At 40.9% G+C, this 17,207-nt stretch carries 15 protein-coding genes; 1 reads left to right on the forward strand and 14 read right to left on the reverse strand.

What is annotated here, in order from left to right; all coding sequences use genetic code 11:
- Positions 1 to 23 precede the first annotated feature (23 nt).
- Positions 24 to 2,258 (reverse strand): PBP1A family penicillin-binding protein, encoded by a 2,235-nt coding sequence (locus EQJ87_RS07335; protein WP_130124000.1) that lies wholly within the window; start codon positions 2,256 to 2,258, stop codon positions 24 to 26.
- 164 nt (positions 2,259 to 2,422) lie between these two features.
- Between EQJ87_RS07335 and EQJ87_RS07340 the strand changes: the two genes are divergently transcribed.
- On the forward strand, positions 2,423 to 3,289 hold the full coding sequence (locus EQJ87_RS07340; protein WP_130124001.1) for an RluA family pseudouridine synthase: 867 nt from the start codon (positions 2,423 to 2,425) through the stop codon (positions 3,287 to 3,289).
- 62 nt (positions 3,290 to 3,351) lie between these two features.
- On the opposite strand, the gene EQJ87_RS07345 is transcribed toward EQJ87_RS07340, so the two are convergent.
- The 13 genes from EQJ87_RS07345 to EQJ87_RS07405 all read right to left on the reverse strand — a co-directional run bounded on the left by EQJ87_RS07345 (position 3,352) and on the right by EQJ87_RS07405 (position 17,206).
- On the reverse strand, positions 3,352 to 4,161 hold the full coding sequence (locus tag EQJ87_RS07345) for a metal ABC transporter permease (protein WP_130124002.1): 810 nt from the start codon (positions 4,159 to 4,161) through the stop codon (positions 3,352 to 3,354).
- Positions 4,154 to 4,912, reverse strand: coding sequence for a metal ABC transporter ATP-binding protein (locus EQJ87_RS07350; protein ID WP_130124003.1), 759 nt, complete (start codon positions 4,910 to 4,912; stop codon positions 4,154 to 4,156). The genes EQJ87_RS07345 and EQJ87_RS07350 overlap by 8 nt, the downstream gene beginning before the upstream one ends.
- Positions 4,913 to 5,151: 239 nt before the next feature.
- Positions 5,152 to 5,994 (reverse strand): metal ABC transporter solute-binding protein, Zn/Mn family, encoded by an 843-nt coding sequence (locus EQJ87_RS07355; protein WP_130124004.1) that lies wholly within the window; start codon positions 5,992 to 5,994, stop codon positions 5,152 to 5,154.
- On the reverse strand, positions 5,991 to 6,428 hold the full coding sequence (locus EQJ87_RS07360) for a zinc-dependent MarR family transcriptional regulator (RefSeq protein ID WP_130124005.1): 438 nt from the start codon (positions 6,426 to 6,428) through the stop codon (positions 5,991 to 5,993). Before EQJ87_RS07360 ends, EQJ87_RS07355 begins: the two co-directional genes overlap by 4 nt.
- A gap of 78 nt (positions 6,429 to 6,506) precedes the next feature.
- Positions 6,507 to 6,845 carry a competence type IV pilus minor pilin ComGG gene (comGG, locus tag EQJ87_RS07365; protein WP_223804519.1) on the reverse strand — a complete coding sequence of 113 codons (339 nt, stop codon included), beginning with the start codon at positions 6,843 to 6,845 and terminating at the stop codon, positions 6,507 to 6,509.
- The gene (comGF, locus tag EQJ87_RS07370; RefSeq protein WP_190289057.1) at positions 6,842 to 7,267 is read right to left on the reverse strand and encodes a competence type IV pilus minor pilin ComGF; all 426 of its coding nucleotides are present in this window, start codon (positions 7,265 to 7,267) and stop codon (positions 6,842 to 6,844) included. The genes comGG and comGF overlap by 4 nt, the downstream gene beginning before the upstream one ends.
- A complete protein-coding gene (gene comGE / locus EQJ87_RS07375; protein ID WP_223804520.1) occupies positions 7,251 to 7,547 on the reverse strand; it encodes a competence type IV pilus minor pilin ComGE in 297 nt (98 codons plus the stop codon). The genes comGF and comGE overlap by 17 nt, the downstream gene beginning before the upstream one ends.
- Entirely contained in the window at positions 7,519 to 7,962 is a 444-nt protein-coding gene (gene comGD / locus EQJ87_RS07380; RefSeq protein WP_130124008.1) for a competence type IV pilus minor pilin ComGD, read from the reverse strand. Before comGD ends, comGE begins: the two co-directional genes overlap by 29 nt.
- Entirely contained in the window at positions 7,910 to 8,215 is a 306-nt protein-coding gene (gene comGC / locus EQJ87_RS07385; RefSeq protein WP_130124009.1) for a competence type IV pilus major pilin ComGC, read from the reverse strand. The genes comGD and comGC overlap by 53 nt, the downstream gene beginning before the upstream one ends.
- Before the next feature lie 19 nt (positions 8,216 to 8,234).
- Positions 8,235 to 9,281 (reverse strand): competence type IV pilus assembly protein ComGB, encoded by a 1,047-nt coding sequence (gene comGB / locus EQJ87_RS07390; RefSeq protein WP_255411632.1) that lies wholly within the window; start codon positions 9,279 to 9,281, stop codon positions 8,235 to 8,237.
- The gene (gene comGA / locus EQJ87_RS07395; RefSeq protein ID WP_130124011.1) at positions 9,202 to 10,149 is read right to left on the reverse strand and encodes a competence type IV pilus ATPase ComGA; all 948 of its coding nucleotides are present in this window, start codon (positions 10,147 to 10,149) and stop codon (positions 9,202 to 9,204) included. The genes comGB and comGA overlap by 80 nt, the downstream gene beginning before the upstream one ends.
- An 82-nt stretch (positions 10,150 to 10,231) precedes the next feature.
- The gene (locus EQJ87_RS07400) at positions 10,232 to 15,139 is read right to left on the reverse strand and encodes a PolC-type DNA polymerase III (protein ID WP_130124012.1); all 4,908 of its coding nucleotides are present in this window, start codon (positions 15,137 to 15,139) and stop codon (positions 10,232 to 10,234) included.
- 213 nt (positions 15,140 to 15,352) lie between these two features.
- A complete protein-coding gene (locus EQJ87_RS07405) occupies positions 15,353 to 17,206 on the reverse strand; it encodes a proline--tRNA ligase (protein WP_130124013.1) in 1,854 nt (617 codons plus the stop codon).
- Between the last annotated feature and the right edge of the window lies 1 nt (position 17,207).

The raw sequence follows: 17,207 nt of genomic DNA on the forward strand, positions 1-17,207 counted from the left end.
TAAATCAATAACTTTTTTGGGAACTAGTTACCAAAAACGTGGGTCAATTTATCCCAAAGTTTTTTCGCTGCATCCCCCACATTTTTCACCGTTTTTCCTAAATCAAAACCGCCCTCATTATCTGAAGAAGAGGATTCCGTACTGCTACTACTTTGCGGCGTATTTCCAGTCGTATTGGCTTGTGCTTGTTCTTGAGCAACAATATTATCTTGAAATTGTCGCTGTTGCGTCCAATAAGGTTGCAAAGCAGCAATTCCTGCTTCTTCATAAGGATTCTTCTCTGTGAAAGATGTCCCTTTCGTGTAAGGCAACATATAACTGGCTTCCTGACGGAAAATCACTGATGTTTGCCCCTCAGAAGAACCTGTCAATGTATTTTTGCCATCAGCATAACCGACCCAAAGCGCCATCACAAGATCAGGTGTATAACCCACGACCCATTGGTCTTGATCCTCATTGGTTCCCGTTTTCCCAGCTAAGGTGTAAGTATCTGGCGCAGCTTTCCAAGCCGAACCATTGCTATAAGTCCCAAGCATCATTTGTGTCATTTTTTGAGCTGTTTCTTTACTGATGACTTGTTTTTTAGTCACTTTTGCTCGCTTAATCACTTGACCTTTGGCATTCTCAATCTTACTAATGAGATGAGCACTATACATCGTTCCATTATTTGCAAAAGCTTGATAGGCTTGGGCAATCTGCCACGGATTCGTCTCAACCCCCGCACCAAGTGCTGTGGGCAGAACATCATTTTTGCTTGTTAACTTCAGGCCAAATTCACGGCCCAAAGCATTCCCAACTTTTGGTCCAATCGTTTGATAAGTGTTAATGGCTGGAATATTATAAGAATTTGCCAAGGCATTATACATTGGAATTTCACCTCGCCACTGATTATCAAAGTCTGTCGGTTTCCACCCATTATAATCCGCTGGCGAATCATCAACCAGCTTATCAATTGCCCAGCCAGCCTCAATCGCTGGAGCATAGACAATCAAAGGTTTGATGACCGACCCAGGAGAACGTTTGGACATGGTCGCATAGTTGAAATCTGTAAAGCTATTTGACCCTTGCGTATCCACATTTCCGACCAAGGCAGAAACAGCGCCTGTTTTAGGATCAATTGCAACCGAAGCGGACTGCGCGTAAGTACCGTCAGCCGCTTGAGGGAAGAAATTAGGGTCATCATAAGTTTTTTGCAGACCTGCCTGCATATTTTGATCCATTCCTGTGTAAATCTTATAGCCATTGTTCATGATTTCTTGCAAACTCAAACCATACTTGCTCTCTGCTTCCGAAATCACGGCATTATAATAGCTTGGATATTTATAAGACATGGATTCTGACTGATAATTATCGTTGAGCTTCGCTTGCAAGTCGACTTTCATGTAATTATCAGCCTCGTCTTGTTTAAGATAGCCTGCATTGACCATATTTTCCAAAACAGTATTTCGACGATCTGTCGCATATTTGCCTTTTTCATATAGCGGATTATAAATTTCAGGGCCTTTGAGCATCCCAGCAAGGCTCGCCGCTTCATCAACAGTTACATCGCTCGCTGGCACTCCGAAATATTTGAGCGCAGCATCTTGAATCCCCCAAACGCCATTACCAAAATAAGAATTATTCAGATACATATCCAAAATCTCATCTTTACTGTAATGCTTATTGATTTCAAGCGCCAAGAAAAATTCACGCGCCTTACGGTCAATCGTTTGTTCCTGCGTCAAGTAAGCATTTTTAGCCAACTGCTGCGTAATAGTTGAGCCACCTCCGAAACGTCCCAAGGTCACAATCGCTAAAGTGAATCGTTTTAAATTTACGCCATGATTCGTATAAAAAGTTCGATCTTCTGTGGCGACTACTGCATTTTTGATATTCGTGGACACTTGGTCAATCTTCACCGGCGTTCCTTTTTGTCCATAAAGATTTCCCGCAACATCGCCATCTTTGTCATAAATCGTTGTTTGAGCACTTATGGAACTTTGTAAAACCTTAACATTTGCCGTTTTTGCCAAGTAAAATAAGTAAGAACCCGTCGCCACAATTGTGAGCAAAACCACGATGATTGTGATTTTTGTCAAATTATACCGTTTCCAGAAACGCTTAATTGGTCGCATTATCTTAGCAAAGCGAGTTGTGGCCTGTTTTTCAACTTCTTCTTCCGTTGTTTTTTCTTTTTTCGGACGCAATTTGGGGATTTTTAGACTTTTTTTCTCCGTACCCTTTTTATTACGCCGACTGAAATTTTGATTTTCAGACATATGTTTTTCCCTCAAATTTTTATTTTTTAGACTGATGAAGGTAGCAACAGCTTATTTTACAACAAAGCTCGTACCTTTTAACTTACAAACTTGTAAGTTTTGTGATTTTTCTATACTCAGTTCTGCCTATTTTATCAAAAATCCTATTGTGTTACAATGTAAATATGGAATTTAACTTCATTTTACCAGAAAATTTTACAGAACAAAGCGTTTCGCATCTCCTCGAAAAAACATGGCTCATCCCCCGAAAACAGCGTCATTTTTTGCGGATGAAAAAACACATTTTGGTGAATAACACGCTCGCTACTGATGAGCAACTGCTGGTTCATGGCGATAAAATTACACTCATTTTTGATGCTGACGATTTTTCACCTTTGAACGTTCAGTTTGGTCAAGCTCAACTTGCCGACATTCTCTACGAAGATGAGCATCTCGTCATTGCCAACAAGCCAGAAGGAATGAAAACTCACGGTAATTCTCCTGGCGAAATCGCCCTACAAAATCACGTCGCTGCCGCTCTCAAACAGCCTGTTTTCGTCGTTCATCGACTAGACGAAGCAACGTCAGGTGCCGTTTTATTTGCTAAAAATCAATTTGTCTTACCTATTTTGGGAAAGATGTTTGAGCAAAATGAAATTCACCGTGAGTACTTGGCTTTGGTTGACGGAAAAGTTAAAAAAGACCACTTCACCATTAAGCAAGCCATCGGCCGTAATCGCCATGACAAACGAAAATATTTAGTTACTCCAACTGGACTTTCAGCAATAACTCACGTTGAGCTTATTAAACAATTTTCGACGACAAGTTTGGTCAAATGCCGCCTAGAGACTGGACGTACCCACCAAATTCGTGTTCATTTATCTGCTAATGGTTATCCGATTGTCGGGGATATGTTGTACGGTAAAGCCAATAAACAGCGCATGATGCTCCATGCCTATAAAATCCTATTGCGCGAGCCGTTCACCAGCGAAAAAATAGAAGTTTCAGCACCAAGTCCTCATTTTGAACAAATTATTCAAGCGATAAAATAAAAAGGAAATAGAAAACTATTTCCTTTTTATTTTATCATTTTTAGATTACATTTTCACAAGAGTCAGCGCCGAGCAAGACTTTTCACACTGCTGGTCAATAAAAATAGAACAATAAAAATCAGTGTAATCGCTGCTGAAGCTGGTGCATTCATATAATAAGAAGCAATCAAGCCCGTATTTAAGCCAATAAAACTCACAAATACTGAAATAATCAAGACAGATTTAAAAGATTTTCCTAAACGCATCGCGATAGAAGCAGGCAGCACCATAATTGCCGATACCAACAAGGCTCCGGCCGCAGGAATCATCAAAGCAATGGCAATCCCTGTGACAACATTGAAGGCAATAGAAATCCATCGAACAGGTAAACCATCAACATGAGCGGTATCTTCATCAAAAGTCATCACGTAAAGCGGGCGCAAGAAGAAAATAAAACCAAGCAAAACAAATGCAGCCAAAATAAATAGCATGATGACTTGGGTCAGCGAAATCGTGATAATCGAGCCAAATAAATATTGTTCCAAACTCACAGTCGTTGCACCTTTGGAAGTGTTAAGAATCAACAAGGCAACCGCCAGACCCGCAGACATCAAAATAGCCGTTGCAATTTCCATATAGTTGCGATAAAGCCTTCTGAGATACTCCAGAAAAATGGCCGCAAGGGCTACTATGATTAAAGTTGTCAATGTGGGACTCCAACCCAAGAGAACGCCGAAGGCAACCCCCGCTAGGGACACGTGGGATAAAGTATCTGACATCAAACTTTGACGGCGTAAAACAAGAAAGACACCCAAGAGCGGAGAAAAAATAGAAATCGCCGTGGCTGCGAGAAGCGCATTACGCATAAAATCATACTGCAATAACTCAAACATAAGCATTCTCCTCACTCGTTTTTTCATCGTTTTCTTGCTCAGTTGGTTCAGATATTTCTAAATTTTCTCGTTCACTGTGCAAATCAAAACAAGCAAATTTCCCATTTCTATCTTTAAGCAGATGAATATTACGGTCAGCAAAATCTTTGACTTCTTCAGGATCATGCGTCACCATAAGAACCGCTTTACCATGAGTATGAGCGGCATGGTGCATCAGTTCGTAAAAATCACTACTGGAAATATCATCCATTCCAGTGGTTGGCTCATCAAGGATAAATAAATCGGGGTCACTGGCAAACATTCTAGCGATGGCGACTCTTTGCTTTTGTCCGCCCGAAAGTTCTCCAATTCTTTTATTCCGATAGTCCCACATTCCAACTGCCTCAAGAGCGGTTTGAACGTGTTCAATGTCATGAGCGCCCATTTTTTTGAACCAACCACTTCGTGGATAACGTCCGCTCATAACAAACTCATGAACAGAGCTTGGAAAACCAGCGTTGAAACTCGCCACTTGCTGGGGAAGATAAGCAATTCTGAGTTTTTTTCCACGATTATTTTTTGATGAAATCACCACTTTACCTTTTTTAGGGTGTAAAATTCCCAATGTCGTTTTGATCAGTGTCGATTTTGCTGCACCATTTTCGCCCGTCAGGGTCACAAATTCCCCCGAATCCACATGATAGCTGATTTCTTCTAATACTGGCTCCCGATCATAATAGAAAGTCAGGTTTTCAACGTCGATATATCTCATTTTTTCTCTTTTTTATGTCTTAATTTACTGACGAAATTTTTTCTAATGTCTTTTTTACTGACGGAAATTTCGTCAGCATTTTTTCTCGCTTTGAGCAAGTACGTCAGTATTTTTTCTTGGTTTTCTCAGAAGGAAAAGCGAAACTCCCGTTCATAATGAACGAGAGTTTCAAGGAGTTTTATGAAAAGATTTTTAGGAAGGACTTAATTATAAGCCTATCGTCTTAACCTATCCTTAAACTACTTGATTGTTTTTCTTAAAGCAGTCAAATTTTCTTCCATCAAAGTCAGGTAACTGGCTCCATCTTTTTTCTGTTGATTGGTCAACCCTTCAACTGTATTGATTTGCATCACTTTAGCCCCTGTTGATTTTGCTAAGGTTTCTGCTAATTTGCTCGTTGCGTTTTCTTCTGAATAAACAACTGTCAAACCAGATTTTTCCATTTCAGATTTCAATTTCGTAAGTGTTGCCGCAGAAGGTTCCACCTCTGGATCAATTCCAGCAATCGCAATTTGATTGAGTCCATAGTCACGAGCTAAATACGAAAATGCCTCGTGCTGTGTAATAAAGGTTTTTTGATTTGCCATTTTCAATGTGTCAAATTCAGCATCTAATTTTTTTAATTTTGCCGTGTAAGCAACCGCATTTTTGTTGAAAGTTGTTTTATATTTCGGAAATTTTTTGCTCAATTGTTCAGTAATTGTGTTCACTTCAACAATCGCTTGTTTTGGACTAACCCAAGTGTGTGGATCCCCTTTAATTTTGTCAACATCTTGACTCGCCTCAATTTTAACCCCTTTATTTTTGATTTTTGAAACCCAATGTTCCAAATTATCTGAGTTATAAATTAGGGCTGATGAATTGGTCATTGTTGCGACTTGTTTCGCACTTGGCTCAAATTCATGGACTTCCTGATTAGATGGTACGATATTCTCTACTTCAATTTTATCGCCAACAACTGCTTTTGTGAATTCATAAATTGGCTCAAAAGTGGTAACTACCTCAGGTTTACTAGCTGATTTTTGGCAGCCACCGAGCACCAAAAGGGCTGGGATTACAAGTAGGGCTAACGTTTTTTTCATTGAAACTCCTCCGATAATTTTGACAAGAAGCGCACAATGACTTCTTGTTCCTCTTCCGTAAATTTATTTCCTAATTCTTGGTAGGCTGCCAGCGTTTTTTTGTGATGCGCGGCGTGCTCATTAGCGACAGGGAGTGCCAGTTCAGTCAAACTCCACAGGATGACGCGTTCATCCTTGGGCGCTCGACTTGATTGAATCAAGTCTTGCTCTTGCAACTTCTTCAAGGCTTTGGTCACCGCTGCTGGCGAAATTCTGAGCTTTTCAGCAATTCGTGCATTTGTTGAAACCTCTGCTGACAAAAGCATCAAAATATGTTCTTGGGTGCTAGTTAATTTGTATTGGCTCTCGCATTCTCCCAACAATATCTCGTGTTTATTTTCAGCAAATTGCATCACTGTTCCAAGAAATTGATCGATTTGGTCTGCTAAACTCATCTCTTTTTCCTCCATGATTAGTTTACTGGTTAATTATATCTCAAAGGAAAAATAATGTCAACTGGTTAACGTTATATTTTAATTTTTTATTTGAAAACTACTTCCGTCAGTCAAATAGACGTTAAAAATATAATCTTTTTTACTGACGCAATTTTCGTCAGTATTTTCTCTACTTGCTGGTGGAACAACCTCCTGCCCAAGTGAATGATAAGTCAGCCAGCCCTGATTAAAATGAAGCTCTCCTTGCTCTTTAAGTGGATTTTCCATACTCAAAGAAACCATTAACTCCGCTGTTAAACGATTCTTTTCTCTAAGCATCTGCCGCTCATCTGCCACTTGCTTTTCCAAAGAAAACTGTAAAAATAAGCCAAAAATCACAGATAAAACGAGCGCATAAAGTAAAATTCCTGCCCTCACTGGACGTCTAAAAATCGATAAATGAATGTCCGCTCACCTCCCGTATTAAAATCTATTTGCATACTCACTATCCCGCCAGTTTCAGTTATCTTTACATTTTTCAAATGATAAAGCATTGGTTGATAGCCTTGCCCACTTTCAGACGTTTTACGAAAATCTGAGCCAACCAAACCGAACCGAACGCCCTTGTCCTTATCAATGTAAAGAAAGTTTTCTTCTACTTTTTCAAACTTTGAGCCAGCTAACTCTGACCGCATCTGCTCACAAAAAATTTGCCAATCTTTCGTTTGGTCATCCTTAGTGGCTTGGATTTGTTTAACTATTAAGTTGGTGAGTCCTGAAATAACTAATACTGAGCCAGAGATTGCCAATAAAGCCACTAAGCATTCCAACAAAGTAAACGCCTTAATCCTCTCTTTCAAGTTCAAGCAACTCCTCTCCATGATTACTGATAAAAATTTTTGTAGGACTATGAACAACTTTTATCGTTGCACCATTTAATGATAAACTACTCATCTGACTATCAACAGCCATTCGAGCAACACTTAAAGCCTCAATTTGCTGGTTTTCAATATTTTCTTGCGTTCGACTACGTGTAATTTCAGTCAAAACAGTTCCTACCAAAACACTTAAAAGCGCTAGTGTAATCAAACTCTCCAAGAGTAAATAAGCTCTAATTGATCTGTTTTTTATATTTTCCACTCCCCATCTCCATTTGATACGTGATTGCTTTACTTTCATAAGGCAGATAAATTTTGATTTTTTGTAAACTAGAATTCTCACCTTTTGCGTCAAATTTTACTGTAAAATCTGTAATTTTAACCTCTTTAGGAAGTGTCACTTTTTCTTGACCAGCTAATAAATTTCCATTTTTAGCTCCTAAATATTCCACACTTGCTTCTAAAGCTGCATCCTCTTGGGTTCGCTTATAAAGTTCTTCAAACTTTAGCACAAAGAGCTCTCCTTTGACCAAATGCAACGTTTGGATCAACTGAGCTGAAAATACCAGAGTTAGAAAAGAAATGAGAGATAAGACAAGCAAAGACTCCAATAAGGTAAAAGCATCAGTTCGCCAACTCCGGCGTTTCTGATTTGTTTTCTTTATAATAATTTTCATACGATGCGACCTGCTTTGGCGTAATCATGTCAGCTGCAACCAAATCAGTCAAACTTGGCTGCTTGTCGTCATGGTCTAATTCATAAAGTTGCGCTTGACTCTCAACAACCTTGACAACTGCTGCTTCACCCGTTGACTGCACCTGCGCTTTTTCTTTCAACAAATTTGGTACAAAAAGTAAAATCAAAATACTAATAATAGCCAGAACAACTAACATCTCAATTAACGTGAACGCTTTAATTTCTTTTTTCATTATTTTTCCTCTTAAAAATCTACATTCCGACACCCATATTTGAGTAAATAGGGAGTAGCATTGCTGCATACAATAATACAATCATCAAAGCCACAAAAATAAAAACCAGAGGTTGAATCAACTGCATCAATCGATCAATCTTACTAAAAAACTGCTCCCAACATTCATCCGCATAGACTAAAAGCTCCAAACCCAATTTATCTTTTAGCGCCCCATATTTAATCATCAAAGTAAGCTCTGGTAAAAAAATCTCTAATTTTTCTACAGATGTTTCAAAAGTTTGACCCGCTTGAAAGTTTTTTGTCAGATTTTGTCCAACTTCAGAAAAAATACGACTTTTTTGAGTTTCCATGAGTTGAACCACTTGTCGCAATTCCACACCTTGTGCAATCAAATTTCCCCATTCTCGTGCAAAATAGGCACTCAAATAAAGACGAATCAGTTGACTCACCAAGGGTAGTTTCACGAGTGAGCGAACCTTCCAAAGGGTCGTTTTCTTTTTAAAAATGATCCCTACCAACCCGACTAATAAAAGAAAACTGCTTAAAATCCCAAAAAATACCAGTGGTAAATGTTCAATCAATAAATCTGCCATATTATTGCCTTGACCAAGCTGAGGAAGTAGATAATTTTTCAATCCCCAAATGATACCAACCAAAAAGAGGAGCAAAATCAGAGGATAAGTGGCAACTTCAATCAATTTTTGCTTCACTTTAAGTTGTTTTTTCAAGTGACTTTCGACCAAGTGCATGGTTCCTGCCAAATCGCCATGAAATTCGACTAGTGCTATTTGAGTAACAACATTTTTAGAAAAATGCAGTTGCCCTAACAACTCTGCAAGGCTTTGACCATCAGCTAATCCTTCTTGCATTTGACTTACAAACTCTGCTTCGACCAAATGGGACAAGGAAAGAAACTGAATAACTTCGACCAGATGAAACCCGCTATTCAATAAATTTCCCATGAGTTGAATCAACTTTGCCTGCTTAGCTAGACTCAATTTTTTCCGTTGCGAGTTCATCAGCTGTGAGAGATCCATTTGTAAAAAGCTGATTAAGCTTTGCATTCCAGCCGATTGTTGACCAGCTTTCAAATTTTTCTTGGGCGACATCAACGACTCCTTTCCCACCAATCAAACGTTGATAAACAACAGTTTTCAGACTATTTTCCAACTCCCATCTACTTAAACCGAGTTCCAAAAGTCGTTGCCAGACGCCAGCAACTGAGCGTGCGTGGACTGTTGAGAACACCGTATAGCCTGTCAGACTTGCTCGCAAGACCGCTCGGGCTGTTTTTTGATCACGTATCTCGCCAACGATTAATAAATCTGGACGATGTCGCAAGGATAACTTAATCAGTTCATCATAGCTATTTCCAATAATCTCATTAACCTGTAACTGGATGAAATCAGGCTCAACCAGCTCCACGGGATCTTCAATCGTAATCACTTGGCGGCCAGAGAACTGACGACGAGCAAGCTCAATCATCAAGGAAGTTTTTCCAGAACCGACTGGTCCAGCAAATAAATGTAACCCTCGCCCATAATGTGCCTTTTGGATACTTTGTTCATCATCAAACCAAAATTTTAGTTTTTGCTGGTCATCATGTAAAATTCGTATCACTAACGACTCACGCGCTTCAAAGTCTCCCACTGTAGACAAGCGCAACCGGCGACTAGAGCCAGTAGATAAATCATACCAACAAGCCCCCAATTGCACACGCCGACGCTCTCCGGTATTCATTCCAGACAAAAATTTAAAATGGGCAAGAAGGGCTAAGCCTTGCGCTTCATCTAGTTCTTCAAACAAAAATCGCCTTGCGCTCAGTTGATGAAAATATATCCGATAGCCTTTACTAGACGGGACGATGTAGATATCATAGGCAGCTGCATCAATTGCTTTTTGAATCATTTCTTCTGCTTTTTTTTGAATCATACCCAACTATACGCAAAAAAGTCGTAAATGTAACACCCAATAATAAAAAAAATCGAAAATATCAATTTTCGATTTTTTTATTTTAGAAGAAATCTTCAAACAAGCTAAGTTGATTGTCATCAGGCATCCCTTGCAAGACACCCATATTGGTCATGTTTTCAACAATTGTTTGCGAAACTCCTCCGCGTTTTCTAAGTTCCATTTTACTTAAAAATTCGCCTTCGGCACGCGCTGCGACGATTTGTTTGGCCACGTTTTCGCCAAGACCATCCATTGTGACAAAAGGTGGAATCAACGTATCTCCGTCAATAACAAATTCTGTAGCATCTGAGCGATACAGGTCAATTTTCCCAAAAGTGAAACCACGCTCTAACATCTCATTACAAAGTTCCAAAGTGGTGTAAAGATTGCTTTCGACATTGGTAGCATCAAACCCTTTGTCTTTGATTTCTTTCATCTTGGCTTTGACTGCTTCAAGTCCAGCACCCATGACCCCAATGTCAAAGGCCGTTGCCCGAATGGAGAACCAAGCACAATAATAGTAAATGGGATAATGCACTTTGAAATAAGCAACACGCAGAGCCATCATGATATAGGCTGCCGCATGGGCTTTAGGGAACATATATTTAATCTTTGAACAAGATTCGATATACCACTCAGGAACATCGTGGGCACGCATTTCTTCGACATATTTTTCACGTTCTTCGGCAGAAATCTTACTCCACATTCCTTTACGCACTCGTTCCATAATATTGAAAGCCATTGACTCATTAAGTCCTGCGTGAATCAGGTAAACCATGATATCATCTCGACAGCCAATAACACTTGACAAGTCAGCAATTCCTGAACGAATCAACTCTTGGGCATTTCCTGACCAAACGTCTGTACCATGTGAGAGTCCAGAAATTTGGAGCAAATCAGCAAAAGTTTTTGGTTTTGCTTCAGCAATCATGTTCATTGAGGTAAAGGTTCCCATTTCAGGAATTCCTAATGTTCCAAGTTTTACTCCAAGTTGTTCTTCGGTCACACCAAGTGATTCTGTTCCGCTGAAAAGCTTCATAACTCCTGCATCATCCATCGGAATATCCTGTGGAACGATTCCTGATAAACTTTGGAGTTTTCGAATCATGGTCGGATCATCGTGTCCGAGAATATCGAGTTTCAAGATATTATCATGAATGGCATGGAAATCAAAGTGAGTGGTTTGCCATTCGGCATTGACATCGTCGGCTGGAAATTGGACTGGTGAAAAATCATAAACGTCCATATAGTTTGGAATAACGATAATCCCACCCGGGTGCTGACCCGTTGTCCGTTTAACCCCGGTCGAGCCAGCCGCCAGACGGTCAATCTCCGCATTGCCATAGAACTGGTCATAATCACGTTCGTAGCCTTTAACGAAGCCAAAAGCCGTCTTTTCGGCAACCGTACCAATAGTTCCTGCTCTAAAAGCATAATCTTCTCCGAAAATATCACGCACATCTAAGTGAGCAAAGGGTTGATCATCACCTGAGAAGTTCAAGTCAATATCGGGTACCTTGTCGCCTTTGAAACCAAGAAAGGTTTCAAACGGAATATCATGACCGTCTTTAATGAGCTTGTGCGCGCATTTTGGACAATCTTTATCAGGCATATCATAGCCTGAACCGTAAGAACCGTCATCGTAGCATTCAAAATATTGACATTCTGGACAGCGATAGTGCGGTGCTAAAGGATTGACCTCCGTAATCCCAATCATGGTCGCAACCAAGCTAGAGCCGACAGATCCCCGAGAGCCAACGATATAACCACGGTCGTTGGAACGTTTTACAAGCTCTTGAGAAATGATATAGACTACTGAGAAACCATTTCCCAAAATCGAGCGCAGCTCTTTTTCTAATCTAGCATCAATAATGTCTGGCAGAGGATTGCCGTACCACTCGTGCGCTTTTTCATAAGTCAAGCGTACAATCCGTTCTTCAGATGTTTCGCCGCCATCAAAGACCATTTTTGGTGTGTAGAGATCCTCACGTACAGGCGTTAGGGTATCAAATTCATCTGCTAATTTATTGGTGTTTTCAATAACAATTTCATGCGCTGTTTTTTCGCCCAAAAAGCTGAACGCTTCTAACATTTCATCAGTCGTACGAAAATGTGCTTCTGGTAGAGGTAAGGGTTTGGCGTGTTCACCGTGACCTTGGGTCCAGTTGATTTCCGCTCCTAGTCCGAGGGAACGGACAATGATTTCGCGGTAAATGGCATCTTCGGGGTTCAGATAATGGAGATTGCCTGTTGCAAGAACGGGTTTGCCTAGGGTCTTTCCGACTTTGATCAAATTTTTGAGGGTTTGTTCTAATTCTTTCTCGGATTTGAAAGAACCGCCGACAAGCAAAGCCCGGTAGAGCGCAGGGGGGAAGACTTCGATGAAATCATAGAACTTGGCGATTTCGACAGTTTCTTCAAATGTTTTGTTGATGATCGCATCAAACACTTCGCCTACTTCACAGCTTGAGCCAACCAAAAGTCCAGCCCGATTTTCCTGCAAGACAGAACGTGGAATCCGTGGAATACCTGAGTAATAGCGGACATTACCATAGCTAACCAGTTTGAAAAGATTTTTCAGACCTTCTTGTGTTTTGGCATAGAGAGTCACGTGTTTTGGACGGACTTTTTTGTAAGAATCCTCACTGACCAACTTGTCATTGAGTTCTAAAAGGCTGCGCCAGCCTGTGTTTCGTGTGCGCAATTCTTCCAAGAAGACAAAGAGTAAACGGCCTGTGGCTTCTGCGTCAAAGTTGGCCATGTGGTGGTGCTCCAGACCAATTTGGAATTTCTTGGTCAGTTGCCCTAGACCAAAACGTTTCATTTCAGGGTAAAGATTGCGGGCAAATTCCAGCGTATCGACCACAGGTTGGGTGATGATAGGCAGTCCATTGCGACCATAATTCATGTTCATAAAGCCCACGTCAAAGGTTGCGTTGTGGGCGACGAGGATTGTCCCTTCGCAGAATTTTTGGAAAGCTGTCAACACTTCATAGAGGGGTTTGGCATTTTTGACATGGTCATCGGTAATCCCCGTCAGCTCAGTGGTGAATTCGCTCAGGCGATAGCCTGGGTTGATGAATTCGTCAAATTCTTCGATGGGATTACCCTTGTGCATCTTGGTGGCGGCAATCTGAATCAAGTCGTTGTTAACCGCTGAAAGTCCCGTGGTTTCCACGTCAAAGACCACATAGGTGGATTCGTACATATCCACGTCGGCTTCGTTGTAAACAATGGGAATCTTGTCTTCGACCAGATTGGCCTCTACGCCGTAGATAATCTTGACCCCGTTCTTTTTGCCCGCCGAGTGGGCTTCGGGGAAAGATTGCAGTCCACCGTGGTCAGTAATGGCAATAGCCTTGTGACCCCATTTGGCTGCCTGCGCCACTAAGCTTGAAGCTGAAGGAATGGCATCCATTTGGCTCATGTTGGTATGAGCGTGAAATTCCACCCGTTTTTCATCGGATTTGTCTTCGCGAACATTTTGCGTTGGAATTTCAATCAAATCGCTCAACTGCAAGACCAAGTCATTTTTGAATGTATCGCGCTGAACGGTTCCACGCACCCGGCACCATAGGCCTGCTTTAATCTGTTTAGCCAGATTGATTTCTTCTTCGCCGCGCACCCATTTTTGCACGTAAAAACTGGAAGTGTAGTCGGTCATTTCAAATTCCAGCAGGTAGCTGACGTTGCCTGTTTTACGGGATTTGATTTCCCGCAGCTCGCCTTTGAAGACATAGCCTTCAAAAACTACTGGCCCATTTGTAGAGAATTCGCTGACGGAACGCATCGGGGTGATGGGTTCATTGTTTTTGATTTCTCGACCTAGCTGAAGCTTATCAGATTTGACGGCTTGAATTTGGAGGGCGACTTTGTCCACGGTCTCTTTAGCTTTAATTTCAACGATTGCGTTAGCGGTCATGACGAGGTCATCTTTGTATTTGTCATGCTCAATGTTTCCTTGGGTTCGCAACCAAAGCCCTTCCGTCAGTAAATCGGAAATGCTGACGGATTCATCTGTAAACATTTTTTCGTTTTGAGTTTTGACGGCGGCCACAATTTTGTCAAATTGTGCAATTTCTTCCTCCTTGCGTCCCCATTTTGTAATCATGAAGGTTGAGGTTTCGTCTGCCATTTTCAACTCAAGGATATGATTGGTTTTACCGGATTCTTTTCCTGTAAATTCACGGTGGATGGCTTCAAAAACAAGGCCTTCAAAAATTACGCCAGACCCTTCGCCAGCAATGAAAGCCATGCTCGTGACGGGACTTTGTCCACTGATTTTTCGTCCAAATGCAATTCCGTCAGACAGGGCGGTTTCTACAAATTCAGGCTTTGGTTCTCGAACATTTTTGCTTTCATTTTCTTGCGTCCGCTGTTTTTTCTTCTCTGAAACTTGGGCTTGTTCAGCGGTTTGTGCCGCTAATTTTGCCGCAACTTTTTCAGCGTGGGCGGCTGCTTGTTGCTCGGTCAATTGCTGATCAACAACCGGACGAATTTTGAGTTGGCCAAAGCCAAACTCCACAAATTTTTCTTCCAAAACTGGAAAATATTTTTTGACGAACCAGTCAATGCGTGGATTATCCTCGACCAACAAATTGACTTGGACACCTCGCAGCTCCAGCTGATATTTTTTAAAAATGCTGGAAAATGCTGGATCCGAAAGTTCTGGTAAAGTCAGCGCATATTGATAATAAGCATTGAGCTGCTCAGCCGTAAAATCTGGCTGACGAACGCTGATTGAAAGTTCTGTTTTTGCAATGTTAGCAAAAGCAGTGGCCGTCAAATCCGTCAGTAATGTGTAAGTTTCAATCGGCAAAATTTCATCAAAAATCAACTGAAAACGCCAGCGTTTACTTGCCGTATGCACCTCAACATTTTCAATCTCAGCTTGTGCGAAAAACTTTGCTGACCGCATATTCGGTGGCATTTTAATCTGATCCATCAATTTTTCAAAAAGATTTTCCATGAAATTCGTTGCCCTTTTCTTGATTTTTTTCTATCCTCAGATAGAACTCATTTCCCATTATAGCATAAAAAAAGCCCTAGACTCCGCTTTTTTTGACAAGAAAAATTACTGATCAATTCGTCAGTAATTTTTCTAGCTTAAAAACTCATTTTATAATTCCGTCAGCATTTTCTCTGACGGGAAAAATGCTGTCAACAACATTTTTCACATCTTTTAATTCTGCCCCAATATTTCAATCGTGTTCACAAGTTCATCTTTGTTAATTTCAACAACTTCACCTGTCGCACGAATTTTTACTTCAACAATACCCTCGGCAGCTTTTTTACCAATTGTGACGCGGACTGGCAAACCAATCAAGTCGCTATCTGCAAATTTAACCCCTGCACGTTCATTACGATCATCCACTAAAACTTGATAACCTTTAGCGCGCAATTTACTTTCAAGTTCCGCTGTTAATTCCATGGCTGCTTCATCTTTTGTGTTCACCGGAACAAGGTGAATATCAAATGGTGCCAATTCAGTTGGGAAATTGATTGACCATGAGAATTTGTATTCTTCTTTTGGTGTTTTTTCCACGTAGATGCGTGCAAATTGTTCCAAAATCGCAGAGAGCAAACGGCTCACACCGATTCCATAACAACCCATAATCATTGGAATTGCTCGACCATTGGCGTCAAGAACATTCGCATTCATTGCTTCGCTATAACGTGTTCCCAATTTGAAAATATGACCGATTTCAATGCCTCGGGCAAATTTCAACGTGCCACGACCATCTGGTGAAATTTCACCTTCATTGACTGTACGCAAATCAACAAATTCTGAAACTTCAAAATCACGACCAATGTTAGCATTGATGTAGTGGAAGCCATCTTCATTTGCACCAACCACCGCATTTTTGATTGGTTCAACTTCGCGGTCAGCGATAATTTTAACTTCTTTCATACCAACTGGACCAAGAGAACCAAAATGTGCACCAAAAGCTGCTTCAACATCTGCTTCGCTTGCAGCCTCAAGGAATGATGCCCCCAGATGATTGGTTAATTTTACTTCATTGAGTTGGTCATTTCCACGAAGTAAGATGACAACGAGTTCTTCATCAGCCCGATAAACCATTGTTTTAATCGTGTGCGCTGGATCAATCTCAAGGAAAGCTGCCACTTCATCAATTGTTTTAACGTCCGGTGTGGCTACTTTTTCAAGCTCAAGCTCTTCAGTATAAGCAACAGCTGGCTCAAATTGGCTGCTGGCCATTTCGATGTTGGCTGCGTAGTCTCCGCCTTCAGCGTAAACAATTGTGTCTTCACCAGCGACCAACCATTTGCCAAGTTCAGTTTTGATATCTTCCAAAACAGACTCAGGAATTTCTTCGATTGAGGCAATATTTTTGCTCAAAACCAACCATTTTTCAAGATTGATACGATCATCTGTAATCGCAATAAATTCTTGGCTATCTTTACCACCCATTGCCCCAGCATCGGCGATGATTGGTTTGAAATTCAAACCAGCGCGTTCAAAGATTTTTTCATAAGCTTTTTTGTAATCAAGGTAAGTTTCATCAAGTGAATCTTGGTCAGCGTGGAAGCTGTATCCATCTTTCATGATAAACTCACGACCGCGCAAGAGGCCATAACGTGGGCGTTTTTCATCACGATATTTGGTCGCAATCTGATAAACGTTGAGGGGTAATTTTTTGTATGAAGTGATTTCATCACGAACCAAAGCCGTCATTGTTTCTTCATGTGTTGGGCCTAAGATAAAGTCTGAACTGTCACGGTTTTTCAATTTGTACAAATCTTCACCGTAAGTTTCGTAACGACCTGATTCACGCCAAAGATCCGCCGTAAGCAAAGTCGGAGCGAGAAGCTCAACAGCACCGATTTCTTCAAATTCTTCACGCATGATGTTTTTCAATTTTTCAAGCACACGATTTGCCAGTGGAAGATAAGCGTAAACACCAGCAGAAATTTGGCGAACATAGCCGGCGCGCATCAGAAGCGCATGACTGATGACTTGAGCATCAGAAGGCATTTCCCGTAGCGTTGGGATAAGCATTTTTGATTGTTTCATG

The sequence above is a fragment of the Lactococcus sp. S-13 genome (assembly GCF_004210295.1).
Taxonomy (GTDB): Bacteria; Bacillota; Bacilli; order Lactobacillales; family Streptococcaceae; genus Lactococcus.